General features: G+C 45.5%; 21 protein-coding genes, 1 tRNA gene and 2 pseudogenes. 17 read left to right on the forward strand and 7 right to left on the reverse strand.

The window, feature by feature from the left end:
* Positions 1-41: 41 nt before the first annotated feature.
* Positions 42-857 carry a pyrroline-5-carboxylate reductase gene (locus FBY58_RS01795; protein ID WP_141919219.1) on the reverse strand — a complete coding sequence of 272 codons (816 nt, stop codon included), beginning with the start codon at positions 855-857 and terminating at the stop codon, positions 42-44.
* A 230-nt stretch (positions 858-1,087) separates the two neighbouring features.
* Between FBY58_RS01795 and FBY58_RS01800 the strand changes: the two genes are divergently transcribed.
* Both FBY58_RS01800 and FBY58_RS01805 read left to right on the forward strand, forming a co-directional pair.
* Positions 1,088-2,230, forward strand: a complete 1,143-nt coding sequence (locus tag FBY58_RS01800) for a M20 peptidase aminoacylase family protein (protein WP_141919220.1) — start codon at positions 1,088-1,090, stop codon at positions 2,228-2,230.
* A 38-nt stretch (positions 2,231-2,268) separates the two neighbouring features.
* Positions 2,269-2,766 (forward strand): L-2-amino-thiazoline-4-carboxylic acid hydrolase, encoded by a 498-nt coding sequence (locus FBY58_RS01805; RefSeq protein ID WP_141919221.1) that lies wholly within the window; start codon positions 2,269-2,271, stop codon positions 2,764-2,766.
* Positions 2,767-2,789: 23 nt separating this feature from the next.
* On the opposite strand, the gene cls is transcribed toward FBY58_RS01805, so the two are convergent.
* A complete protein-coding gene (cls, locus tag FBY58_RS01810) occupies positions 2,790-4,208 on the reverse strand; it encodes a cardiolipin synthase (protein ID WP_141919222.1) in 1,419 nt (472 codons plus the stop codon).
* 63 nt (positions 4,209-4,271) lie between these two features.
* Positions 4,272-4,658: a hypothetical protein gene (locus tag FBY58_RS01815; RefSeq protein WP_141919223.1), complete on the reverse strand. Its 387-nt coding sequence runs from the start codon at positions 4,656-4,658 to the stop codon at positions 4,272-4,274.
* A gap of 347 nt (positions 4,659-5,005) precedes the next feature.
* Here FBY58_RS01815 and FBY58_RS01820 point away from each other — a divergent pair, with 347 nt between their 5' ends.
* Positions 5,006-5,761, forward strand: coding sequence for an SDR family NAD(P)-dependent oxidoreductase (locus tag FBY58_RS01820; protein WP_141919224.1), 756 nt, complete (start codon positions 5,006-5,008; stop codon positions 5,759-5,761).
* Positions 5,762-5,837: 76 nt separating this feature from the next.
* Here the strand turns inward: FBY58_RS01820 and FBY58_RS01825 are convergent, their stop codons facing one another.
* Both FBY58_RS01825 and FBY58_RS01830 read right to left on the reverse strand, forming a co-directional pair.
* A complete protein-coding gene (locus FBY58_RS01825) occupies positions 5,838-6,086 on the reverse strand; it encodes a WGR domain-containing protein (protein WP_141919225.1) in 249 nt (82 codons plus the stop codon).
* A gap of 214 nt (positions 6,087-6,300) precedes the next feature.
* A tRNA-Pro gene (locus tag FBY58_RS01830) sits at positions 6,301-6,377 on the reverse strand.
* 291 nt (positions 6,378-6,668) lie between these two features.
* On the opposite strand from FBY58_RS01830, the gene FBY58_RS01835 reads away from it, so the two are divergent.
* From FBY58_RS01835 to FBY58_RS01855, 5 genes are all read left to right on the forward strand, one after another.
* Complete coding sequence (locus FBY58_RS01835) at positions 6,669-7,166, forward strand: dihydrofolate reductase (RefSeq protein ID WP_141919226.1); 498 nt, start codon at positions 6,669-6,671, stop codon at positions 7,164-7,166.
* 337 nt (positions 7,167-7,503) lie between these two features.
* Entirely contained in the window at positions 7,504-8,448 is a 945-nt protein-coding gene (locus tag FBY58_RS01840) for a bifunctional riboflavin kinase/FAD synthetase (RefSeq protein WP_141919227.1), read from the forward strand.
* A 116-nt stretch (positions 8,449-8,564) separates the two neighbouring features.
* Positions 8,565-11,390 carry an isoleucine--tRNA ligase gene (gene ileS / locus FBY58_RS01845; RefSeq protein ID WP_141919228.1) on the forward strand — a complete coding sequence of 942 codons (2,826 nt, stop codon included), beginning with the start codon at positions 8,565-8,567 and terminating at the stop codon, positions 11,388-11,390.
* A 3-nt stretch (positions 11,391-11,393) separates the two neighbouring features.
* A complete protein-coding gene (gene lspA / locus FBY58_RS01850; RefSeq protein ID WP_141919229.1) occupies positions 11,394-11,900 on the forward strand; it encodes a signal peptidase II in 507 nt (168 codons plus the stop codon).
* Between the two features lie 107 nt (positions 11,901-12,007).
* Positions 12,008-12,520, forward strand: coding sequence for a DUF3035 domain-containing protein (locus FBY58_RS01855; protein ID WP_141920591.1), 513 nt, complete (start codon positions 12,008-12,010; stop codon positions 12,518-12,520).
* 14 nt (positions 12,521-12,534) lie between these two features.
* On the opposite strand, the gene queF is transcribed toward FBY58_RS01855, so the two are convergent.
* The gene (gene queF, locus FBY58_RS01860; RefSeq protein ID WP_141919230.1) at positions 12,535-12,978 is read right to left on the reverse strand and encodes a preQ(1) synthase; all 444 of its coding nucleotides are present in this window, start codon (positions 12,976-12,978) and stop codon (positions 12,535-12,537) included.
* 190 nt (positions 12,979-13,168) lie between these two features.
* Here queF and FBY58_RS09465 point away from each other — a divergent pair.
* The 5 genes and pseudogenes from FBY58_RS09465 to FBY58_RS01880 all read left to right on the forward strand — a co-directional run.
* Positions 13,169-13,963, forward strand: a pseudogene (locus tag FBY58_RS09465) (sulfurtransferase); the annotation flags it as partial.
* 45 nt (positions 13,964-14,008) lie between these two features.
* Positions 14,009-15,205, forward strand: a complete 1,197-nt coding sequence (gene metC, locus FBY58_RS09470) for a cystathionine beta-lyase (protein WP_260432174.1) — start codon at positions 14,009-14,011, stop codon at positions 15,203-15,205.
* A 156-nt stretch (positions 15,206-15,361) separates the two neighbouring features.
* On the forward strand, positions 15,362-15,925 hold the full coding sequence (efp, locus tag FBY58_RS01870) for an elongation factor P (RefSeq protein ID WP_141919232.1): 564 nt from the start codon (positions 15,362-15,364) through the stop codon (positions 15,923-15,925).
* Complete coding sequence (locus tag FBY58_RS01875; protein ID WP_141919233.1) at positions 15,925-16,740, forward strand: inositol monophosphatase family protein; 816 nt, start codon at positions 15,925-15,927, stop codon at positions 16,738-16,740. The genes efp and FBY58_RS01875 overlap by 1 nt, the downstream gene beginning before the upstream one ends.
* A gap of 431 nt (positions 16,741-17,171) precedes the next feature.
* Positions 17,172-17,768 carry a DUF882 domain-containing protein gene (locus tag FBY58_RS01880; RefSeq protein ID WP_141919234.1) on the forward strand — a complete coding sequence of 199 codons (597 nt, stop codon included), beginning with the start codon at positions 17,172-17,174 and terminating at the stop codon, positions 17,766-17,768.
* A 61-nt stretch (positions 17,769-17,829) separates the two neighbouring features.
* Here the strand turns inward: FBY58_RS01880 and thiE are convergent, their stop codons facing one another.
* The gene (thiE, locus tag FBY58_RS01885) at positions 17,830-18,546 is read right to left on the reverse strand and encodes a thiamine phosphate synthase (protein WP_141919235.1); all 717 of its coding nucleotides are present in this window, start codon (positions 18,544-18,546) and stop codon (positions 17,830-17,832) included.
* Between the two features lie 406 nt (positions 18,547-18,952).
* Between thiE and FBY58_RS01890 the strand changes: the two genes are divergently transcribed.
* The 4 genes and pseudogenes from FBY58_RS01890 to FBY58_RS01905 form a co-directional block, all read left to right on the forward strand.
* Positions 18,953-19,741, forward strand: coding sequence for a division plane positioning ATPase MipZ (locus tag FBY58_RS01890; RefSeq protein ID WP_141919236.1), 789 nt, complete (start codon positions 18,953-18,955; stop codon positions 19,739-19,741).
* Between the two features lie 93 nt (positions 19,742-19,834).
* Positions 19,835-20,512 carry a DnaJ family molecular chaperone gene (locus FBY58_RS01895; protein WP_141919237.1) on the forward strand — a complete coding sequence of 226 codons (678 nt, stop codon included), beginning with the start codon at positions 19,835-19,837 and terminating at the stop codon, positions 20,510-20,512.
* 144 nt (positions 20,513-20,656) lie between these two features.
* On the forward strand, positions 20,657-22,036 hold the full coding sequence (pgmG, locus tag FBY58_RS01900) for a phosphoglucomutase/phosphomannomutase PgmG (RefSeq protein WP_141919238.1): 1,380 nt from the start codon (positions 20,657-20,659) through the stop codon (positions 22,034-22,036).
* A 139-nt stretch (positions 22,037-22,175) separates the two neighbouring features.
* A pseudogene (locus tag FBY58_RS01905) lies at positions 22,176-22,819 on the forward strand (SDR family oxidoreductase); the annotation flags it as partial.
* Positions 22,820-22,887 lie beyond the last annotated feature (68 nt).

The raw sequence follows: 22,887 nt of genomic DNA on the forward strand, positions 1-22,887 counted from the left end.
GTTTTTTACGCTGCCTTTTTGGGAATAGCGAAGGTGAAAAGTTAGTCTTTCTTCTGGCCTAATTCGGTTGTTCTTTTGACGGCGGCAAGGACGCTTTTTTGTAAACCCGCCGTGAAGTCGCTTTGATTCAAGGCAAAAAGGCTGTTCATGCCAACACCGGCCGGTGAATTGTTGATATCGAGCAACTGGCGCGGATGCTTTCCTGATAATTCCAGCATTTTTACAGATCCGACCAAATTTTCCATGGTCGTTTTCCAAGCGATATCCCGTGGAAGACCCGCTAGAACACCGGCATCAACCAAGGCTTCGATAAAATAATAGACGTAATTGGGCCCGCAGACGCCGAAACCGGTAAAGATATCTATCAGGCTTTCATCGAGGAAAAGGGCTTTTCCAAAGCCGGAGACAAATTTTTCGGTTAAATCCTTGTCTGCATGGCTGTTGATGACAACACCGCTATAGCCCAATCCGGTATCGGTTAAGGTGTTTGGAATAATGCGTGCGATAGCATAGTCGCTGCCGACCAAGCTTTCTAGTTGGGCGAGGGTGACACCCGCAACGATAGAAACCACCAAAGCTTTTTTATCGGCATTTTCGGCAATGTCTGCCCCTACGGCTTTTAAATCATCCTGTGGTCGCACCCCGATGACAATAATATCCGCCTTTTTGATGGCTTCGATATTTTTCCGGTCTTTGTCAAAAGCCGTGATACCATAGCTTTCTTGTAATTCTTTTTTCCGTTCTGGCCGGATGTCATAAGCCGTTATGTCGCCTTTAGACGCGGTTTTATGCTTGATGATGGCTCTGATCATCGCTTCGGACATCTGCCCGCTACCGATAAAATGAATATGGCTCATGGCATTACTCTTTGGCTGGGAAGGATGTTTTTATAAATTGTGATTCTAACGCAGTTTTATGTCCCGATGATATGCCTTCTTTGTTTTATTGCAAAAAACAATTTCTTGGATAGCGAAATGACGGTTGGGCTTATAAAGTGGTTCTTTAGAGCGAAAGTTCTCTCCCTTTTATCTGCTGTGAATATGGGCGGTTTTTGAAACCGGAATATTTTTCAGATTGTGAGGTCAAAATGAATTTAGAAGACAAGCTGATCTCTTTACGTCGGGAATTACATCAACATCCTGAACTGTCAGGCGAAGAATTCCAGACAACCAAGAAATTGACCGCATGGCTGAAAGAAGCCGGAATTCGTATTTTACCTTATGATTTGAAAACTGGCGTTGTAGCAGAAATCGGTCATGGTTCCCCTATGATCGCTTTACGGGCGGATATTGATGCTTTGCCGATTGAAGAAAACTCGGATGCCGTCAGTCCGTCTTTGGAAAAAGGGAAGATGCATGCCTGTGGCCATGATTTTCATTCAGCCGTTTTATTGGGCGCCGCACTTTTTTTAAAACAGAATGAATCCCGTTTGGTCGGTACCATTCGTTTATTATTTCAGCCTGCAGAAGAGAATTATTCCGGTGCCTTGCAATTGATAAAAGCAGGTGTCTTGAATGATGTTGATGTCGTTTTCGGTTTTCATAATGCCCCGAATATGCCGGTCGGTGAATTTGGTACCTGCCATGGTGCCATTATGGCGAATGTTGATCGTTTCGAGATCAATTTAGCCGGTGTTGGCGCACATGCAGCTTACCCCGAAAATGGTGCTGATGTGATTGTGGCTGCATCAGAAATTATCAATAGCCTGCAAACTATTGTCAGCCGTAATATTTCTAGCCAACAATCCGCAATTATCAGTGTGACCCGCATCAATGCCGGTAGCGGATGGAATATCTTGCCTGAAAAAGCAGAATTGGAAGGCACAGTCAGAACCTTTGATGCTGAAATAAGAAAAGAAATTCAGCGCCGGATGAGAGATATTATCTATTATATGGCGAAGGCGATGGATGTTGGCGCACAGTTTTTATGGCATGAAGGCCCGCCAGCGGTCATTAATACAGATTATTGGTCTGATTTTTCGGCTAAAATTGCACGTCAATTTGGCTATGTTGTCCATAATGTAACCCCGCAAAATGGTGGCGAAGATTTTGCCCATTATCTTCATTATCGCCCCGGTGTCTTTTTTCATATTGGCACGGGCAGCCCTGAATCTTTGCATCATCCAGGCTTTAATATTGATGAAAAGGCGATTCTACCGGCGGCTGAATATTATGCCTTGTTAGCGGAAGAAGCGTTGAAAGATTTGAAATCGTCGAAGGCTTCGACCTGAGGCGAGTTAAAATTTTCGGATAAGAAAGGATGTCTTTGATGACGGCCAAATCTGGCACCGAAATGGGCATTTTAAAACGGCGGCGTATCGAAGCCGAGATTGTCAAACCGATCTATGAAGCGATGATTCGCCATTTCGGAAAAGAAAAGGCGCAGGCTGTTTTAAAAGAGGCCATTACCGCCGATGCGGTACGTGCCGGAAAAGAAATGGCCGCCAAGCAAGAAGGTGGAGCAACTCTCGAAAATTTTGCAGCGATGCAATATCTTTGGGAGCAAGATGACGCCTTGAAAGTCGATATATTGGCCAGTGATGACCAGCATTTGGATTATAACGTCACACGATGTCGTTATGCCGAAATGTATCGAGAAATGGGATTGGGTGAGATAGGATCAATCCTGTCTTGCACAAGGGATGAGTCTTTTATCCAAGGTTATAATTCCGATATTGAAATGAGCCGAAGTCAGACGATTATGAAAGGCGCTGATTTTTGTAATTTTCGTTACCGGCTGAAAGAAAAGCAGAAAGAAAACCTGTAGAGTAAGGCAAAAATGCTCGCATTTTATAGGAGCGGGCTTACCAATCTGGCTAGATTTTCCATGATTTTACAGCGGCAAGATCGCAAACGCCATGCGGTCTTGTTTACTTCATCGGCATTACGCAAATAGGCCATTTCGATATTTTGCAGTTGGGTGATCGCTTCTTGGTCGTAGATAATCAGGCTGACTTCTTCATTTAACAGGAATGAACGAATATCGACATTACTGGAGCCGACCATCGCCAATTTGTTATCAACGCTGATATGTTTGGCGTGGAGAAGTTTATCCCGGTAGCGGTGGATGTGAATACCGGCGTTGAGTAATTCCTGATAATAGCTTTTTTGCGCCAGACTGACTAATTTTTGATCCGCAATTCTAGAGACGATAATATCGATCCTGACCCCGCGCAAAGCCGCCGTTTTCAAAGCGGCTAGTAGATCGCTATCTGGAATAAGATAGGGCGTGACAATCACCATCTGTTTTTTTGCGGCGTAAATGCCGGAAACCAGCATGGTTTCAAAGCCTGCCAAGCGGTAATCGGCTCCGCTGGGTAAAAGCTGTAAAATATGAGAGCCTTCTTCTGGCGGAACCAGATGAGGCGTATCCCGCATTTTGTCCGGCAATTCTCCGCTTTCGAGATACCAATTTATGGCGAAGAGCGTTTCCATCTCGAAAACGATGGGGCCTTCTACTCTGACGGTCAGTTCTTGATTAATAACACCCGGTCGCCAGTCGCGGTTGATGATGTTTTGTGATCCAGCGTAGCCGATTTTACCATCTATGATGAAAAGTTTCCGATGGTTCCTCATATCACCGCGTGTCCGTCCTCTTAAAAGGCGGAAGGGCAAGGCTTCACGAGCATCAACGCCAAGACTTTTTAATTGGCGGATCACTTGTTTACCGGAACGGCGTGAACCCAAAGCATCGATCAGAATCTGGCAATTAACGCCTCTAGCCGCAGCCCGACCTAAGGCAGAAATAATCTGTTGGCCGGAACGGTCGCTGTCGAAAATATAGATAACTAGATGGATATGTTGCTGGGCTTTGTCGATATCGGCCGCCAGATGATCAAAAAGCGCCTGATAGTCAGAAATATAGAGCATCTGATTACCAGCAAGTGCCGGCATATGGCCAAGATGTTCCGCAAGATCGGCAGCAGCATTCGCTTCGGGCGAGAGTGCCGCTACTGAATCTTGTAATTTTTGCCTTTGTTCGTCGAGAAAAGATTTAAGATTGGCAAAGCGTTCTGCCCGCCATGCAGGAAAACGCGCCTGACCAATCAAAAGATAAAGAAATAATCCAAAAGCGGGCTGAAAGAAAATCAGTAACAGCCAGCTACCAGCTGCTTGCGGTGTCCGACGCATAGGCACAATGACAAGCATGGTTAATCTTATCATCCATGCGACTACTTCATAAAAACTTCCAAGCGTCATTAAAGTCATTGCCAGACATCAAAACAGAAAAAAGGGAAAGCTATTTATCCCTGAAATTCCAAAAAGAACAACCTATGGTTCAGAAAAAGGGGAGGAAAGGCGGTCAACCGACTGATCCATCAGCATGGTGTCGTCTGGGTAACAGTTTATCGGTTGGGCATTGCGGCCATTTTTCCAGACAATATATTTATCTTTGATAATGAGGCTGTGGCTGAGATCGCCGTAACGGACGTCGTTACTGGTTTGAACCTGTTTTAATGTCAGGGCGGAGCCGTGGAGGAAGGTTAATTGGACATCATGGTTAAGATCTCGAAACAATGTGTCCATCCCATGTCCATCATCACAGCGATAATAAACGCGATGATGGCTGGCCATAACTTTTCTTTCCTCGGAAAGGGCGCATCCACCCAATAGGAGCAACAGGCAAGTCATAAGGCCTATATGTTTTTTTATATGCATAATTCTAATGTGCCATTTTTTATTTTTATGCCGTTAGAGCATTATTTTGCATAGATAGTTCGAATGTGAAAAATTAAAATAGTTATGAATAATTATAACATATTTTTCGATTATAATTTTTTCTAATGTTTAATGTAAGAAATTTTATTTTATTTGTCGGTCTTTTTTTTGAGCTTGGTTTTTAAGCTTTTTGTTTTTGCTCTTTGAATGGTGCCGCATTTGACAATGCGGTTTATTTTCAAAATTTGTTAACGTTGTATTATTTTTTCTAAAAAATAAGGTATTTTTTTGAAACAAAAATAAATAATCTTTGTTTTAACAATCAAAGCTAATGTTAGGAGAAGATTATGCGTTTCCAAGATAAAGTCGTGATTATCACTGGCGGTGGTAACGGAATGGGAAAAGCGGCTGCAGAGCGTTTTTCTTCAGAAGGTGCTATTGTTGTTTTGGCCGATTGGCAGATCAAAGATGCGGAAGAAGTCGCCCAATCTTTACCTAAAGATCGTGCATGGCCTTACAAGATTGATGTTTCCGATGCGGCAGCCGTCAAAAAAATGATGGATGAGGTTGCCCAGAAATATGGAAAAATTGATGTTCTGGTCAATAATGCCGGTATTTTGATCCCCGGTAAGATCATGGATGCATCAGTTGAAGACTGGCAGAAAATATCTTCCGTCAATATTGATGGCGTTATTTACTGCGCCAAATTTGCCATGCCTTATCTGGTGAAATCGAAAGGCTGCATTGTTAACACCGCATCAGTTTCCGGTTTAGGTGGCGATTGGGGCATGGTTTATTACTGTACCACCAAGGGTGCTGTTGTTAACTTTACCCGCGCTTTGGCTCTTGATTCTGGTGTTGATGGCGTGCGGGTTAATTCGGTTTGCCCATGCCTTGTCAAAACCAAGATGGCAGCGAATTGGCCGGAATCAGCACAAAACCAGTTTAAAAACAGAGTTTCTTTGGGTCGCATTCCTGAAGCTGAAGAAATTGCTTCAGTTATGGCTTTCCTCGCCAGCGATGACGCCCGCTTTGTTACCGGTGTAAATCTGCCTGTTGATGGAGGCGCGACTGCTTCGGACGGCCAGCCACATTTAGGGTGATAACCGCTCTCCCCCTATTTTCTTCTTGGTAAGTCACGAAATAGCGAAGCTTTGGAAACAAGGCTTCGCTGTTTCCTTATTGGAGAACATCCATAAGTTTGTAGCCATGCTGTGTTTTGTTTTGGATGAATTTTTGTAAGGCGTTTTGGGCTTCTTTGAAGGAAGGGAAAGAAATGCCTTCCCGAAAGGGATGTTTGTTTTTTTGCCCTATACGACCCCAATCTTTTTTAATGATCCAGTCATTGAACAAACTGGGGGATAGATAGAGCTGGTAATAGCGATACATATTTTTGGCAGAGTCGATATGTTCAAGATGATAAATCATATGCGATAGCCTTTGTTATTTATTCGACTATCACTCTAAAATAATAGAATAAAAATATTTTTACAGATGAATTAAAAGAATAATTTTTTAGAGGACGCGCAAAAAGCGTCCAGTTCCGCTTTCCGATGTTTTGAAAAGCAGATTATTTCTTGAATTATCAAGAGTTTAAGGTGTGTTTTTAAGGGATGAGCAGCTTTGCCGCTATAGAAGAAAATGGTCGGGGAAAGAGGATTCGAACCTCCGGCCCCTGCCTCCCGAAGGCAGTGCTCTACCAGGCTGAGCTATTCCCCGACGGATTACAGATAAGCTTGAAAAGCCTATCATTTCCTGATGACGGCTCTCATATAGGCTGCGTTATCTTCTGGCAAGCAGAATTATAAAAAAAACGTCAAAATTTTGATTTTTAAGGCAGAAAACAAGGGCAGAGCTGTTTTATTCATCAGAATCTTAGCGGTTTCCTCCTATTTTGTATGATGCTAGGGGGAGCGAGAAAATGATATTCTGTTGTATATCGACAAATCATTCAAAAATTGTTGTAGTTTGCTCGGCTTCTGTCTCTGCTGTTAGGTGTTTTATAAATTTATGCCGCATTCACCTGAAATAACGATTATTCTTGCCCGCGCCCAAAATGGGGTAATTGGTATTAAAAATTCTATGCCATGGCATATTCCGGCTGATTTAAAGCATTTCAAGGCCTTAACGGTAGGACATCCGATGATTATGGGACGGCGCACTTTTGAAAGCCTGCCCGGATTATTGCCGAAAAGACCGCATATCGTGTTGACCCATAAGCCGGATTGGCAAGCGGAAGGCGCGGAAGTAGCGCATGATTTAACCGAAGCCATAAAACTTGCCCGACAATATAGTGATAAAATTGCAGTTATTGGTGGTGCGCATATTTTTAAACAATTTTGGGACAGCGCCGATTGTATCGAGTTAACTGAAATATATCGTGATTATGATGGCGACACGGTGGTTGATCTGCCTGATATGACGGCGTTTTCTTTAACAGCACAGGAAGAATTTGAAGCTGAAAATGAGCGTCCTGCCTTTAGTTTTAAAACATTTCGGAAAAAATAATCCCGAAATATAAAATTACAGAGCCTTGTGAAGACGTTCCCCGATGCGTTTTATAGGCATCGGGTGAAATTTTAATGTGTTTTGGAAGTATAAATATTCTTATCTCTGACGCATTTTTTATTAATATCATTTCTTTTTTTAAAATATTGAGCAAATCTTGTTTTTCATTAAGTGGCCGAAACTGTTTCTTATGCTAAAAAACCAAGGGCTACTTAGAAAAAGGATGTTTTCAGGGCTTTTCTTTTTTTGTCGCTTTGCCTATGCCTTTTCCACCTAAAGATTGCTTTTTCAGTTATCTTTTATGGGTAGCGCCTATGTTCTTATGTAAATCGAGACTATGACCTGTCTTTTTAGTGACGCCCCTATACCCGATCATTTATATGGTGCCATTGTTGCGCTCGGTAATTTTGATGGCTTTCATTTAGGCCATCAGGCTGTGGTTGCCGCAGCCGTTGCGCGTGCCCATGCTGAAGGCCGCCCTGTTATTGTCGCGACCTTTGATCCGCATCCGGTTCGGTTTTTCTGCCCTGAGCTACCGCCTTTTGCGTTGACGACTATTCCGCAGCGCGCACGCCTATTCAAAAACGCGGGAGCAGATGCGACTTTTGTTATTCGTTTCTCGGCGGAGATGGCCAGTCTTTCACCTGAAGAATTTATTCAGAAACAGTTGATTGGTCATTTGAAAGCCGCGGGGGTCGTTACCGGACAGGATTTTACCTTTGGTAAAGGGCGAAAAGGTGGCATCGATTTATTACAGAAGATGGGACAGGATTTAGGAATTTCTGTCGATACCATCATGCCAGTCTGTGACCAGCAAGGCGCGGTTTCTTCTACCCGTATTCGTGAAGCCTTGAAAAAAGGTGAACCGGAGACAGCTGCGCGGCTTCTTAGCCGTCCCTTTACGGTCGAAGGCATTGTCCGTCACGGTAATCAAGTCGGGCGTCAGTTAGGGTTCCCAACCGCCAATCTGTTAATGGGCGATTATGTTCGACCGGCTTATGGTATCTATGCAGTAAGGGGGCGGTTGCCCGATGGGCGTTATTTGGATGGTGCCGCTAATTTAGGCATCCGGCCAAGCTTTTCGCCGCCGACCGAATGGTTAGAGCCTTGCTTCTTTGACTGGGAAGGCGATATTTATGACCAGACAATCGCGGTTTCTTTGATTGCTTTCTTGCGGTCAGAGCAGAAATTTAACGGCATGGATGCTTTAATCCAGCAGATTGCCGAGGATTGTAAAGTTGCCCGCGCCTGTTTAAGCGAATATGACGTTGATCCTATCTAAAATAGGCAATAATCGGTTAGATATCTGCTGTCTGTAAATAATCCTGTTTCTTCCGGGAAAGCTTTACATTAAAGGTATCTTTCCTTTTTTATCCCGTTTCGTATCAGAGCTTCATTATGTCCGATCAAAAATCTGCCGATGCTACCAAGGCGCGCGACTGGCGTCCGACTGTTTTTCTGCCTAAAACTTCTTTCCCGATGAAAGCCGGTTTAGCTAGAAAAGAACCGGAAATCTTAGAGCGTTGGCAAAAAGAAGACCTTTACCAGCAATTACGCGAACAGCGTAAAGGCGCGGAACGCTTCATTTTGCATGATGGCCCGCCTTACGCCAATGGCGATATCCATATCGGTCATGCTCTGAATAAGATTTTAAAAGATATCGTAATGCGCAGCCAGACCTTGTTGGGGAAGGATGTACCTTATGTCCCCGGCTGGGATTGTCATGGCCTGCCGATTGAATGGAAAGTCGAAGAGCAGTTTCGTAAGAAAAAACTGAATGTTGATAAAGATGTGAACGCCGTTGAATTCCGTCAGGAATGCCGGAAATATGCCGTTCACTGGGTAGATACCCAGCGTCAGGAATTCAAAAGATTGGGTGTCTTAGGGGAATGGGATAACCCCTATTTGACCATGAATTTTGAAGCCGAAGCGATTATTGCCGGTGAATTGATGCGGTTTTCTGAAACCGGTCAGATTTATCGCGGTGCAAAACCGGTTTTATGGTCGGTTATTGAAAAGACAGCTTTGGCAGAAGCTGAAGTTGATTATGCCGATGTCGATTCCACGACGATTGATTTGGCGTTTAAGATTACTGACAGCAAAATCCCTGAATTAGTCGGTGGATATGCGGTTATCTGGACGACGACACCTTGGACTATTCCGGTTAACCGTGCTTTGGCCTATGGCCCTGATATTGATTATGTTCTCGCTGATTTGAACGGCAAGCATTATCTGTTTGCAGAAGCTTTGCTGGAAGAAAGCCTGAAACGGATCGGCCATGAAGGGGATGCACCTATCCTGTGGCGGGGTAAGGGCGCAGAACTGGACGGCAGTGTTGCTCAGCATCCGATGTTTGAAAAGGGCGGTTTCTTTGCTGAACCTCGTCCGTTCTTGGGTGGCACGCATGTGACGACTGAAGCCGGAACCGGCATCGTCCATATGGCGCCTGATTATGGTGAAGATGACTTCTTGCTTTGCAAGGCGCATCAGATTGATCCGGTTTTTGCCGTTGAAGATGACGGTCGTTACCGGAAAGATTGGTTGTGGATGGGCGGCGAAGGACTCGTCATTTCGCCGAAGATCAATGCCGCGGATGGCCCGATCTGTTCCGATTTGAGAGAAGTCGGTGCTTTATTGGCCACTTCGGTTCTGCACCATAGCTATCCCCATAGTTGGCGTTCTAAAGCCAAGCTGATTTATCGTTGCACCCCGCAATGGTTTATCGCGCTTGATCGTCAGGTCAAAGAAGGCGCAATCGCGGGTAAAACCCTGCGCGAAACGGCTTTGGAAGCGATTGACGAAGTAAACTGGTTCCCAGCCAAAGGGAAAAATCGCATCCAGACGATGGTAGAAGGTCGCCCCGATTGGGTTATTTCTCGCCAGCGGGCTTGGGGTGTTCCGATTACCCTTTATGTTAATCGTGAATCCGGCGATTATTTACGTGATCCCGAAGTGAATGCCCGTATTCTGGAGGCCTTCCGTAAAGAAGGTGCCGATGCTTGGTTCAAAGCCGACCATCAGACTTTCCTTGGCGATAAATATCGTCTCGAAGATTATGAGCCGGTCAACGACATTTTGGATGTTTGGTTTGATTCAGGATCGACCCATGCTTTTGTCGTAGAAGCTCGTTACGGTGAAGGCACGCGCGCCCAGCTTTATTTAGAAGGTTCAGATCAGCATCGCGGTTGGTTCCAGTCTTCCTTGCTGGAAAGCTGTGGTTCACGTGGGCATGCACCTTATGATGCGGTGATGACGCATGGCTTTACCTTGGATGGTAATGGCCGCAAGATGTCGAAATCTGTTGGTAACGTCATTGATCCTTTGAAGGTTATCAATGAAAGCGGTGCCGATATCCTGCGTATGTGGGTGGCTTCGACAGATTATACCGAAGATGTTCGTATCGGTAAGGAAGTCTTGTCTGGCACGTCAGATGGCTATCGTAAATTGCGGAATAGCTTCCGTTATCTTTTGGGTGCCTTGGAAGGTTTCTCGGAAGACGAAAAAGTCGCCATCGCTGATTTACCAGAACTTGAAAAATATGTTCTTCATCTTCTGGCTGAGCTTGATAAGGGTTTGCATGAAGCTGTCGATGCTTTTGCATTCAACCGTTATCTGCGTTTGTTATCCGATTTCGTGAATAATGACCTGTCGGCTTTCTTCTTCGATATTCGGAAAGACCGGTTATATTGCGATATTGGTCCTGCGGAACCGAAAGGTACCCAAGAACGGCGCGCTTATCGCACGGTTTTGGATATCCTGTTCCATGCTTTGGTGCGTTATGCTGCCCCAATCTTGTGCTTTACGGCAGAAGAAGTGTGGTTGCATCGTTTCCCTGATGCGCAGTCTGTTCATTTGTCGGTTTGGCCGGAAGTGGATAGCCAGTGGAAAAATGGCGCTTTGGGTGAAAAATGGGCCGTTATTCGTGAACAACGCCAGATTGTAACCGAAAAGATTGAACCGTTGCGGCGTGAAAAAATCGTAGGCTCCAGCCTTGAGGCTGAAGTGACCTTGCCGGTTGATGCCGCGACCGCAGAAATTCTTTCTTCGGTTAATTTCTCTGAGCTTTGCATTACCGCCAAAATCAAGCTGGTTGATGCTGCTGATGCGGCAATAACGGTTGACCGCACCGAAAACCATAAATGTGGTCGTTGTTGGCAGCATCTTCCTGAAGTGGAAGAAGATGGCGCTTTATGCAGCCGTTGTCAGGCCGTTGTTGGTGAGTAAGGCGTGACCCAAAAAACAATTCTGTCCGATTTATCAACAAATAATGTCAGGGGGGCAGGCTTTTTAGTCGCCCTTCTGGCCTTTTGTTTTGACCAGTTCAGTAAATATTATGTGACATATCCCTTGGCTTTGCCTGAGCGGATGGAAATACAGATATTGCCCATTTTTCAATTAAAATGGGTATTGAATTACGGCATTTCGATGGGATTTTTGACCGCCGGAAGTGATGTCGGGCGTTGGATTTTGGTCGGTTTAACGGCGGCCATTGCCTTGGCTGTGGTGATTTTGATTTTACGCGAAAAGCATTTTTTTTCGGCTATGGCGCTTGGGCTTGTATTAGGGGGCGCTATCGGTAATATCACAGACCGGATACGGGCGGGCGCGGTCGTTGATTTTCTCGATTTACATTTTGGTAACTTGCATCCTTTTTTAGTCTTTAATGTCGCGGATGCTGCCATAAGTTGTGGGGTTGCTTTTCTGATCTTGCGCTCATTATGGTCAAAAAACTAGGATGAGAATAAGGCTACCTGATTTTTGAGGTAAGCTTCTTTCTATGAAACTTTGGGACTGAGAAACATCCTTCTCTTTTTTCCGAATCTGCTGGAGCTTTTAATGTGATGATAAAAACGACCAAGAATAATCCTGTTGCTCCCTTTTTGAAGATATCTGGTATAATCATTATGGGGATGGTGACAGCGATTACGGCTGGTTGCACCACACATAAGTCTAAACCCGGGGTTTTCGCTAATCCTCGTGCCAGCGAGATGGAAGCATCCCGTCAGCAGCCTTTGGTTATCCCACCGGAATTCACCCTTGCTCCGCCAAAACCAGGTGCGCCGCGGCCTCAGGATACGGATAGTTCAACCCAAGCTTTGGCAGCTATGTTTGGGCAGCCTGCTGTAAAGGCCGCCGCCGAACGGGGGCTTTTGGAAAAAGCTTCTGCCCGTCGTGCCCAGCCTGGGATTCGTAGCTCGGTCGGTGATGCTGATACGGAAACCGTGAATAAAGGTGGTTTAACGAGTGATATCGTTGCAGCCCCTGCAAAGCAGGATGATTTGGCTGTTGTCAGGGCAGGGGGACAGGCAAGCCCATCCGCCCCGCCGGTTACCTATAAAAATATGCCGCAATAATATTATCGGGAGAATTAACGTCCCCGATAAGGTGGCACGCCCTGTTCCGGCAACCATAAGTCCTGAGGGGGCGTTCCGCTTTGCCAGAAAACATCAATGGGAATGCCGCCGCGCGGATACCAATATCCGCCGATGCGCAGCCATTGGGCTTTCATTTCTGTAAAAAGTTTCTCTCCGATTCCGACCGTGCAATCTTCGTGAAAAGCGCGATGATTGCGGAAAGACCCTAAAAATAATTTTAGGGATTTGGATTCGACGATCAGTTTATCTGGCACATAATCAATAACCAGATGAGCAAAATCCGGTTGTCCCGTTACCGGACAAAGCGATGTGAATTCAGGAATCGCAAAACGGATAAGATAATTTTTCCCCTGACGAGGATTTGGGACATAATCAAGGGTAGCCTGCTCTGGCGATTGCGGCAGTGGGCTGGTTTTGCCTAAATGTGTTGTTTGCATGGGCTTATATTATCCTGTTATTTATCAGGGGAAAACCTCGAATGAGGACAGGATACCCAATATCGTTGGTAATTTTTTAAAAAATTATCAGTATTTATTACAAATAATGAAATTAAACATTTTTGAATATGTTAAGGCATTTTTTGCTGTAAAATTTTATTTGAATACAGTTATCAGGATGAATTGAATTATGAAGCTTTTGGTAACGCCAGAGTGGTTATATCGTAATCTAGCCAATCCACGATTACATATTATTGATGCCGGAAGCTATCCACCTGATGTCGATACCAAGGCTTATGATGAATATTGCAAGGCGCATATTCCTGGCGCGCTTTTCCTTGATAACCGTCTATTAAGAGATGAAAATGCACCTTTGCCGAGAATGGTGCCCAGTATTGATAAAGTCGAATATGAATTTGGGCGATTGGGATTAGATCCCGATGACATAATTGTTATTTACGACAATTTATCTTTACCTTCGGCCGCCCGAGCATGGTGGCTGTTGATGCTGCATGAATACCGTCATGTCATGCTGTTGGATGGGGGGCTGACACGCTGGAAAGGGGAGCGTTTGCCGGTTGAAAGCGGTGCCGCGATTTCATCCTCGCCGATCATCTTGCAGCTTTCCCGCAATGAAGCGCTTATTCGCACCCGTAATCAGGTGATGCATAATATCGTTTCAGGGCATGAAGTCATTGTCGATGCCCGTGCGCCTAAGGTCTTTAGTGGTGAAGCCGTTGCTAATCCAGCGCTTGCCCCAGGTCACATTCCGCATAGTCTTAATTTGCCCTATGAGGAATTGTTGGACGATAATGGGTGCTGGAAAACCACGAGCAAAATTGAGCAGGCCTTTGCGAGAAATCGGATTGATCTTGACCAACCTTTGCTGTTCACTTGTGGTGCGGGAAGAACAGCTCCGGCGTTGTTATTTGCTGCCCGCCTTTTAGGGAAAAGAGATGTTTCCCTTTATGATGGTTCATGGGAAGAATGGGGCAGTGACCCCGACACACCGAAAGAAGTAGGCCCCGCTATTCGTGAATCGACGAGGCTGATTACCGCAGGGCGTCGCCGTGAATGGGTCAAAGGGAAAGGTGGATCGGTTGTTAATCCGCCGGTCTGGCGCGCATCGACTATTTTGTTTGATTCGGTTGCCGGATTAGAAAATGCCTCCAGTCATCCAGATGATCAGCTTTATTATGGTCGTCGTGGCACGCCGACCCAATGGGCTTTGGTCGATGCATTAACCGAATTGCATCCCGGAGCGGAATCGACGGTGCTGTATCCGTCAGGTGTTGCCGCTTTATCCATGGCATTATTAAGCGCTTTGGAACCCGGTGACGAATTGCTGATGGTGGATAGCTGTTATGAACCGACCCGCGTATTTTGTGATACCGTTTTAAAGGCGCAAGGTATCAATGTTACCTATTATGATCCGTTGGTCGGTCAGGAAATAGAGCATTTATTCACGCCGAAAACGCGGGCTATATTTTTGGAGAGCCCAGGTAGTCTGACTTTTGAAGTGCAGGATATTCCCGGCATTTGTGAAGTTGCCCATCGCCATTCGATTACCACTATCCTTGATAATACATGGGCAACGCCTTTGTTTTTTTCGGCTATTGAACGTGGTATTGATTTGGTCGTTATGGCCTGCACCAAATATATCACCGGCCATTCGGACACCATGATGGGATCAGTTACCGCTGTTCCTGGTCATTTCGATAAATTGAAACGGATAAGTGGCCTTTTTGGCCAGTATGTTGGTCCTGATGATGCTAATTCTGCCTTAAAAGGATTACGCACCCTGAAAGTCCGCCTGAAAGAGCATGAAAAAAATGCTCTTAAAGTGGCAAAATGGCTGAGTGAACAGCCGGAAGTCGCTTGGGTGCTGCATCCGGCTATGTCCTCTTGTCCGGGGCATGAATTTTGGAACCGTGATTTCAAAGGCTCGTCTGGTCTGTTTAGCTTCGTTTTGGAAGGCGGCAACAACCAAGATAGAACGGTCTTTATTGATAGCTTGGAACATTTTGGTATCGGTTTCTCATGGGGCGGCTATGAAAGCCTTGCTTTGCCGGTCGATCCGCAGCCGATACGTACGGCGGCAAGCTGGCAGGCTGCAGGACCTGTTGTTCGTTTGCATATTGGACTCGAAGACCCTGATGATCTGATCGCTGATTTAGCTTTTGGGTTGAAACGTTTCAGGGCTTCGAGAGACCAATCCGGTTTTTAGCCCAAAATATCCCTTAAAATATAGTTTCCGGCTTGTTTTTCTTCAAAAACAAGCCGGAAATAGGCTTTCCAAGCTTTGTCATGATCGTTAGAGAGAAGGACAACAAAGCTTGTTTTAGGCTTGCTCTTTTCCTTTTTTAGTAATCGCGAGACCGACATGAAAATCAGTGGCGTCGATATTCGGCCCGGTAATATTCTTGAATATGAAGGTGGCCTGTGGCGGGCTGCGAAAATCCAGCATACCCAGCCCGGTAAGGGCGGGGCCTATATGCAGGTTGAAATGAAAAATCTGATCGACGGACGGAAGACCAATGTCCGTTTCCGTTCGGCTGAAACTGTAGAACGGGTTCGTCTCGATACCAAAGATTTTCAATATCTGTTTGCCGATGGCGATATGCTGACCTTCATGGACAAAGAAACCTATGAACAGATTTCTTTAGTCAAAGATTTGTTAGGCGATGCCGTACCGTTCTTGCAGGATGGTATGGATGTTGTCATGGAATTATATGAAGAAAAGCCGATTTCGGTTCAGTTGCCGGAACAGGTCGAAGCTGAAATTGTCGAGGCTGATGCCGTGATTAAAGGCCAGACAGCTTCTTCTTCCTATAAACCAGCTATTCTTGATAATGGCGTTCGGGTTATGGTTCCTCCCCATATCACAGCCGGCACGCGTATTATTGTCGATGTGAATACCCAAGAATATGTAAAGCGGGCAGATTAATGGCAGCTCCTGGTCTTATTTCTATTATGGAGCGTGCTGCACGTAAGGCAGCGCCTCTCCTTCGGCGTGATTTCGGCGAAGTTCAGCATTTGCAGGTGAGCCGTAAGGGGCCTGCTGATTTTGTTTCGATTGCAGATAAACGGTCTGAACAGACCATTTATGAAATTTTGAAACATGCCCGTCCTGATTGGGGCTTTTTAGGTGAAGAAACTGGCGCAATTCCGGGTGATCCCACCAAGCCGCGCTGGATCGTTGATCCTTTGGATGGCACGTCCAACTTCTTGCATGCGATTCCGCATTTTGCGGTTTCCATTGCGGTCGAAGAGCCGAAAGCCGATGGCACGGGTGAAATTACCCAAGCTTTGGTTTATCAGCCAATTACCGATGAAAGCTTTTGGGCTGAAAAAGGCCGTGGTGCATGGTTGCATGATAGCCGCATCCGCGTTTCTTCCCGTCGTAATCTCAATGAAGCTTTGATCGCGACCGGTATTCCTTTCGCAGGTCATGGCAATTTCGATCAGTGGGAAGCTATTTTCCGCCAGATTTCACCGCAGGTTGCTGGAACTCGTCGTTTCGGTGCCGCCGCGCTTGATTTGGCTTGGGTCGCTGCTGGTCGTTTCGATGCCTATTGGGAATCCGAAATTTATCCGTGGGATGTCGCAGCTGGTATGTTGCTGGTTCGCGAAGCTGGTGGTTTCGTTACCGATTTCCGTGGTGGCGATCAGCCGATCGAACGCCGTGAATTTTTGGCCGCCACGAGTGGCTTGCATTCCAAGCTTCATCGCTTGGTCGCAACGGCTTTGAAAAATATCTGATAACGGGGGCTTTTGTCCTTAGTTAAAAGCGGTAGTAGGGGATAACCTTTGCTGCCGCTTTTTTTATGGATTTAGCGCAAGCGCGACTCGTAGGAAGGATTCGTTTTCTTAAAGGCGATCCTTGTCCTAGCTTTGGCTTTATTTTTCAAAACAACGTAATTTATGAAGGTCGGTTTCATACCAAAAGGTAAAACGTGCTGACGACACGACAAAAGGTCTCTTTTCGTTATTTCCGAAATCATCAAAATCATCCTATGATGACCAGTATAGTCCGAAAATCTTTTTTTTAGCTTTTGGGACAAAAGTTTTCCCCATGTTTTCGTAATACTTTGTCAATATTTTTGTGGCAAATTTAAAGGATGCACAGGTTCACTCCTTTTTTTTGAAGGGGAAAATCGAAAAGGCATTATTGTAAGGATTGAGGTGGCGAAATGAAAAGAAAGCTTGGTCGTCGCCAGTTATTAACTGGCTTTGTTGCCCTAGGCGGTATGGCGATTACAGCTAATAAGGCTCAGGCTTCTTTACATCAGCCGGGATCTGATTTTCTTCACTGGGATACTGTAAAAGAAAAGCGGCTTGCTTTTCGGAATGTTCATACGAATGAACGCATTGATGCCCGTTTTTTTGGTAAACACGGCTATGACGATGAAGGTTTGGCAGAAATCAATCATGCTTTGAGAGATTGGCGAACCGGTGACATTACCGAAGTCGATACCGATCTTTTAAATCTGTTGGTAAAAATCCGCGATCGTTTGGATATATCGGCCACTCAGCCTTTTGATCTGATTTGTGGTTATCGTTCCCCCATTACAAACCGTCGTTTGCATGAACGTCGTGGTCGCCATAGTGGCGTTGCTGTCCATAGTCAGCATTTGTTGGGTAAAGCGACCGATATCGCTATGCCGGGGATATCATTGAACCATCTCCGTATGGCTGCTGAATTCGATCAGCAGGGGGGCGTTGGTTATTATCCCGAAGATGGTTTTATCCATGTTGATACGGGGCCTGTCCGTAGCTGGCAGGGCTGATCGTCTACAAGATACCTTTTGAAAAGCCTGAGTTAAAAACTCAGGCTTTTTTTATTAGTGATTAAGCAAGTTCGCCTTTGGCAGCTTTTTCGAGAATTTTGTTGAAATTTTCGACGGCTTTGGTTTCGCCTTCTTTGGCTTTCCAAATGCCTGCGCAGATGGCGACAAAATCGGCTCCGGCCTTTACCAGAGGGGCGACATTTTCTGTCGTAATACCACCAATGGCAACTGAAGGCAGTTCGAACAAGGTTGCCCACCATGAAAGAATTTCTGGACGGGCATAGTAACGGACTTCTTTGCTGGTGGTGGGATAGAATGCCCCAAAAGCCACATAGTCAGCGCTTTTTTCACCTGCAAGCATCGCCAAATGGCGGCTATTATGACAGGTGACGCCGATTTGTGCAGAAGGCCCCAGAATGACGCGGGCTTCGGCGGCATCGCCATCACCTTGGCCGAGATGCACGCCGTCAGCATCCAGTCTTTTAGCGAGAGAGACGCTGTCATTGATGATAAAAGCGACATCCCGATCATTGCATAATTTTTGCAACGGCTCTGCCAGTCTGGCGATGGCATGTTCATTGATGCCCTTCAATCGGAGCTGAAAGGCTGAAACTTCGCCGCCGTCAAAAGCTTTTTCCAAGCGTTCGACGAAATGTTCATCTATTTCGGGCGGTGAAATGAGGTAAAGGCCGCAGGGATTGTTGGCCGGCCGTTGGTAATTATCCGTGAAGGCATCTAAGGCTTCATCATGTTCGGTTAAAAGTTCGTTTTCTGCCATTATGCTTCCTTTGTACCCTAGAAGGGCCTTGCTTGGTTACGGCTTTTAGCAAAATAATTGGGAATTGAGCAGTGCTATAAACAGATGTTTGTTTATCTAGTATCTGCTTCTTTTGTTGTAATTAGGTGTTGCGATGCTGCCTGACATAGTTATTTACGGGTATAATGATAATCTTTCCGGTAATGTCCTATAGAAGAGAATTTATAGCCGTGACCATGTAACCGGATTGCTCATAATATAAAAATACTTCTGAAATTTTAGTTATCCCGACAATAACCTGCATTTTGCCCTTTGCAGTTATCGGTATCTTCTATCTTGTCGTAATAATGAATATGTTTTGAGGGTCTATTACCCTGATATTAAAAAGCACGAACCGGAAAAGCGTAAAAGGAAAGGCCGAAATAAAATGTCAGCGAAGAACGCTTATTTCATTGTTTTTGCAAATGAGAAGGGAGGCTCTGGAAAGTCGACAACAGCGGTTCATGTCGCCGTGGCATTGAGTACTAAAGGCCAAAAAGTTGCAGCCGTTGATTTGGATACCCGTCAGCGGACTTTTGCCCGCTATATGGAAAATCGTGCTGAAACCGCAAAACGGTCGGGCTTGGATTTGCAGATTCCGGTCACCAAAGTCTTTGATCCCGAAAGTTGTGAAGATTTGAATGCTTTGCTGGATGAGCTTTCCCGTGATTATGATTTTGTGATTGTTGATACGCCCGGACGCCATTCTCCCGATATTCGTTGTGCCTTGGAAAGAGCCGATAGCTTAGTTACGCCTATCAATGACAGTTTTGTCGATCTTGATCTGATTGGGCAGGTTGATCCCGAGAGCTATCATATTAAGCGTCCCAGCTTTTATGCTGAATTAGTGTGGGAAGCCCGTAAAGCACGCGGTAAGCGGGATGGTATGAGTGTTGACTGGATTGTATTGAGAAACCGGCTCCAGCACTTAGAAGCTCGCAATATGCGCCATGTGGCTTCAGCGATGACTGAATTATCGAAGCGTGTCGGTTTCCGTATTATTTCTGGATTGAGCGAACGGGTTATTTATCGCGAATTGTTTCTGCAAGGTTTGACGTTGTTAGATGTTAAGGCTTTGGGGCGTGCTGGATTAGGGCATGTCGCCGCAAGACAGGAATTAAGAGACTTGATTGCGGGGTTAAAATTGCCAATTCAGGAAGCGGTTAAAAAAGCGTAATACCGTTTTTCTGGTAAAGATAATTTTAAGATATCGTATGATAGGCATAGGATAGTAATTTTTGGGACGGCATCAGGGAATGGCTTTAATTTCATGCAGATTTTAACGCTATTAGCTTTGGCCTTGGCTTTATGGAGTTGGTGGCGTCCCATTTCGGCGGCTCTTCGTATTGGTGATTTGGCCGCTTTGATCGCTGGCCTTGGTGGTTTTTCCTTGCTGGTGAAAGGGGATGTCGTCCCTGCTGTTATCGCTATTGCTGGCGCGGTAATCTGGTTTGTGAGGCGGCAGCAACATGGTTCGGTTGCGAAAGATCGTGCCAAAAAACAGCAAGATTTTCGGGATTCTTTTTCTTCGGCCTATATGTCCGGCCAAAAAGGCGAGAGCTTTAAACCTTATAGTGCAGCGAAGAAAAAGCCGAGTGAGTATGCCTCGGCGGCTTTTCAGGCCGCACCGCCACCCAAAAGACCGTCGCCTTTCTTCAATCAAAAGAAAAATCCTTATCCGACCGGAAAAAAGGAGAAGGTTGCATCGCCTTCTAAGACGGATATGCGGTCAGAGATTATCAACCGTATCCAGAAAATCGGTATTCCCCAGAACAGAAATGATGCTTTGAAATTATTGGGATTGAGTGAAGCGGCTGATAAAATAGCGATTAAGAAATCTTATCATCAATTAATTTCTCTGGTTCATCCCGATGCAGGCGGCACCGAAGAATGGGCGCGTCATGTCAATATTGCCCGCGACATCCTATTAAAATTCAATGCCGGTTAACTAAACTTACCCTAGATTAGAATCCTGTTTTCTTTAAAGAAAATGGGATGCCTTTGATTTAATGGTCTTTTCCGGGCAGCTTTTCTTTTTCCGCCGCGTTATAACCCTGAATATCAAATAGGATTTTCCTAATAGGAGCTTTTAATGTCCCATAAATTTGATCCTACCGTACTGCGTGAATATGATATTCGCGGTATTGTCGGAAAAACACTTCATCCCGAGGACGCCTATGCCATAGGTCGTGGATTCGCGACCCGTTTACGGCGTGCAGGCGGCAAACGGATTGCTGTGGGATATGATGGGCGGACGTCTTCTCCGGCTTTGAAAGAAGCCTTGATAAAGGGCTTGGTTGAAACGGGTGTGGATGTCGTCAATATCGGTTTAGCATCGACGCCGATGCTTTATTTTGCCGAAGCGACTTTGGATGTCGATGGCGGTATCCAGATCACAGGTAGCCATAACCCTGCCGAATATAACGGTTTCAAGATGGTCTTGAAGCATAATTCCTTCTTTGGAAAAGATATTCGTGACCTTGGTGAATTGGGCGCTAAAGGCGAATGGGAAGAAGGCAAGGGCAGTGTCGAAACGGCCGATATCATGGATGCCTATGTCGAGAAGCTTGCCAAAGGATATGAAGGCGGAGAGTTCCGTATTGGTTGGGATGCCGGAAATGGTGTCGGTGGCCCCGTTCTGGAAAGACTGGTTAAAAAATTACCGGGTGAACATCTCGTTATCTACAGTGAAGTAGATGGTCGTTTCCCTAATCATCACCCTGACCCAACGGTTGAATCCAATTTGGACGACCTGAAAGCTTTGGTCAAAAAAGAAAATCTGGATTTCGGATTCGCTTTTGATGGTGATGCCGATCGTATCGGTGCGGTTGATAGTGAAGGTCATGTCATCTGGGGCGATCAGATCTTAGCTATTCTGTCTTCGCCTGTTTTGAAGCGTCATCCCGGTGGAACGATTATCGCGGATGTGAAAGCCAGTCAGGCTTTGTTTGATCGGGTCGCTGAATTAGGGGGTAAGCCGTTGATGGGGCGTACCGGCCATTCTTTGATCAAGACCTTAATGAAGGAAACCCATTCACCTTTGGCTGGTGAAATGAGCGGTCATATCTTCTTTGCCGATCAATGGTTCGGTTTTGACGATGGTATCTATGCCGCTGTTCGCATGATTGGTGCCATTCACGATATGGGTGGTTCTTTGACCGACATTCGGAAAAAGATGCCGAAAATGCTGAATACGCCTGAATTGCGTTTCCAAGCATCGGATACGCGTAAATTCCAAGTCATTGGCGAAGTTTTAGGTCGTTTGACCGCGCAAAATGCCAATGTGAATACGATTGATGGCGTTCGCGTTACCAATGACGATGGTTGGTGGTTGTTGCGTGCTTCCAATACACAAGATGTTTTGGTTGCCCGTGCAGAAGGGCGCGATCAGGCCGCCTTGGACCGGTTAATTGCTCAATTGAATGATCAGTTGAAGCAGTCTGGCATTGAACCTGTCACAACAGTGCATTGATTTTTGCATTGCTAGAAACAAAAAAGCAGTCGGAGAATAATCCGGCTGCTTTTTTTATATCAGACATCAAAGATCAAAATTTTGAAGTCTGATCGCGAAGTAGGGAAAAATGGGTTGTGCCAAGATTAATGAAATTTCAGTCCAAAAGACGGCTGATGAAATTGGTGGGAGATTTATAAAACTGGATGTTCGTGAAGAAAAAGATTGGCAGAATGTATTCCTGTTGCCGATGTGGTCGTGAATAATGCTGCTATAATTGGTTTTGAAGATAAAGCTGTTGCCCATGACCCAGAGCATGCAGATCTCGAGGATTGGAGAGCGGTTCATCGCGTGAATTTGGACGGTACTTTTTTGGGATGTCGTTATGCGATTAAAGCCATGAAAGAAAAAGGCACGGGGTCGATCATCAATATTTCTTCACGTTCCGCTTTGGTCGGAATTCCTTCAGCTGCGGCTTATGCATCATCCAAAGCCGCCATTCGTAATCATAGTAAAACGGTAGCCCTTTATTGTGCCCAGCAAGGGTGGAAGATTCGATGTAATTCAATTCATCCTGGTGCGATTTTAACGCCTATTTGGGAGCCAATGTTGGGGAACTGCAGTGACCGTGAGAAAAAAATGCAGGCATTGGTTGCAGATACACCGTTGCAGCGTTTTGGAATGCCAGATGAGGTCGCGGCTATTGCTGTGATGTTGGCCTCTGATGAGGCTGCCTATATTACTGGCGCAGAAATGAATATTGATGGTGGATTATTGGCAGGTTCTACCGCAAGTCCAGAGTGATTTTTCTAGCAAGAAGCCAACAAAGCCCGATTTTTTGAAACCGGGCTTTGTTCGTCAAAATTATTTTT

This window comes from Zymomonas mobilis (genome assembly GCF_006715975.1).
Classification (GTDB): Bacteria; Pseudomonadota; Alphaproteobacteria; order Sphingomonadales; family Sphingomonadaceae; genus Zymomonas; species Zymomonas mobilis_B.

Coding starts and splice junctions, on each gene's coding strand:
- FBY58_RS01875 (WP_141919233.1), top strand. CDS start 15,925: ATGGCAGCTCCTGGTCTTATTTCTATTATGGAGCGTGCTGCACGTAAG.
- FBY58_RS01855 (WP_141920591.1), top strand. CDS start 12,008: ATGATAAAAACGACCAAGAATAATCCTGTTGCTCCCTTTTTGAAGATA.
- FBY58_RS01890 (WP_141919236.1), top strand. CDS start 18,953: ATGTCAGCGAAGAACGCTTATTTCATTGTTTTTGCAAATGAGAAGGGA.
- cls (WP_141919222.1), bottom strand. CDS start 4,208: ATGACTTTAATGACGCTTGGAAGTTTTTATGAAGTAGTCGCATGGATG.
- FBY58_RS01835 (WP_141919226.1), top strand. CDS start 6,669: ATGCCGCATTCACCTGAAATAACGATTATTCTTGCCCGCGCCCAAAAT.
- pgmG (WP_141919238.1), top strand. CDS start 20,657: ATGTCCCATAAATTTGATCCTACCGTACTGCGTGAATATGATATTCGC.
- FBY58_RS01815 (WP_141919223.1), bottom strand. CDS start 4,658: ATGCATATAAAAAAACATATAGGCCTTATGACTTGCCTGTTGCTCCTA.
- FBY58_RS01840 (WP_141919227.1), top strand. CDS start 7,504: ATGACCTGTCTTTTTAGTGACGCCCCTATACCCGATCATTTATATGGT.
- FBY58_RS01805 (WP_141919221.1), top strand. CDS start 2,269: ATGACGGCCAAATCTGGCACCGAAATGGGCATTTTAAAACGGCGGCGT.
- FBY58_RS01825 (WP_141919225.1), bottom strand. CDS start 6,086: ATGATTTATCATCTTGAACATATCGACTCTGCCAAAAATATGTATCGC.
- FBY58_RS01795 (WP_141919219.1), bottom strand. CDS start 857: ATGAGCCATATTCATTTTATCGGTAGCGGGCAGATGTCCGAAGCGATG.
- efp (WP_141919232.1), top strand. CDS start 15,362: ATGAAAATCAGTGGCGTCGATATTCGGCCCGGTAATATTCTTGAATAT.
- thiE (WP_141919235.1), bottom strand. CDS start 18,546: ATGGCAGAAAACGAACTTTTAACCGAACATGATGAAGCCTTAGATGCC.
- FBY58_RS01800 (WP_141919220.1), top strand. CDS start 1,088: ATGAATTTAGAAGACAAGCTGATCTCTTTACGTCGGGAATTACATCAA.
- queF (WP_141919230.1), bottom strand. CDS start 12,978: ATGCAAACAACACATTTAGGCAAAACCAGCCCACTGCCGCAATCGCCA.
- FBY58_RS01880 (WP_141919234.1), top strand. CDS start 17,172: ATGAAAAGAAAGCTTGGTCGTCGCCAGTTATTAACTGGCTTTGTTGCC.
- ileS (WP_141919228.1), top strand. CDS start 8,565: ATGTCCGATCAAAAATCTGCCGATGCTACCAAGGCGCGCGACTGGCGT.
- FBY58_RS01895 (WP_141919237.1), top strand. CDS start 19,835: ATGCAGATTTTAACGCTATTAGCTTTGGCCTTGGCTTTATGGAGTTGG.
- FBY58_RS01820 (WP_141919224.1), top strand. CDS start 5,006: ATGCGTTTCCAAGATAAAGTCGTGATTATCACTGGCGGTGGTAACGGA.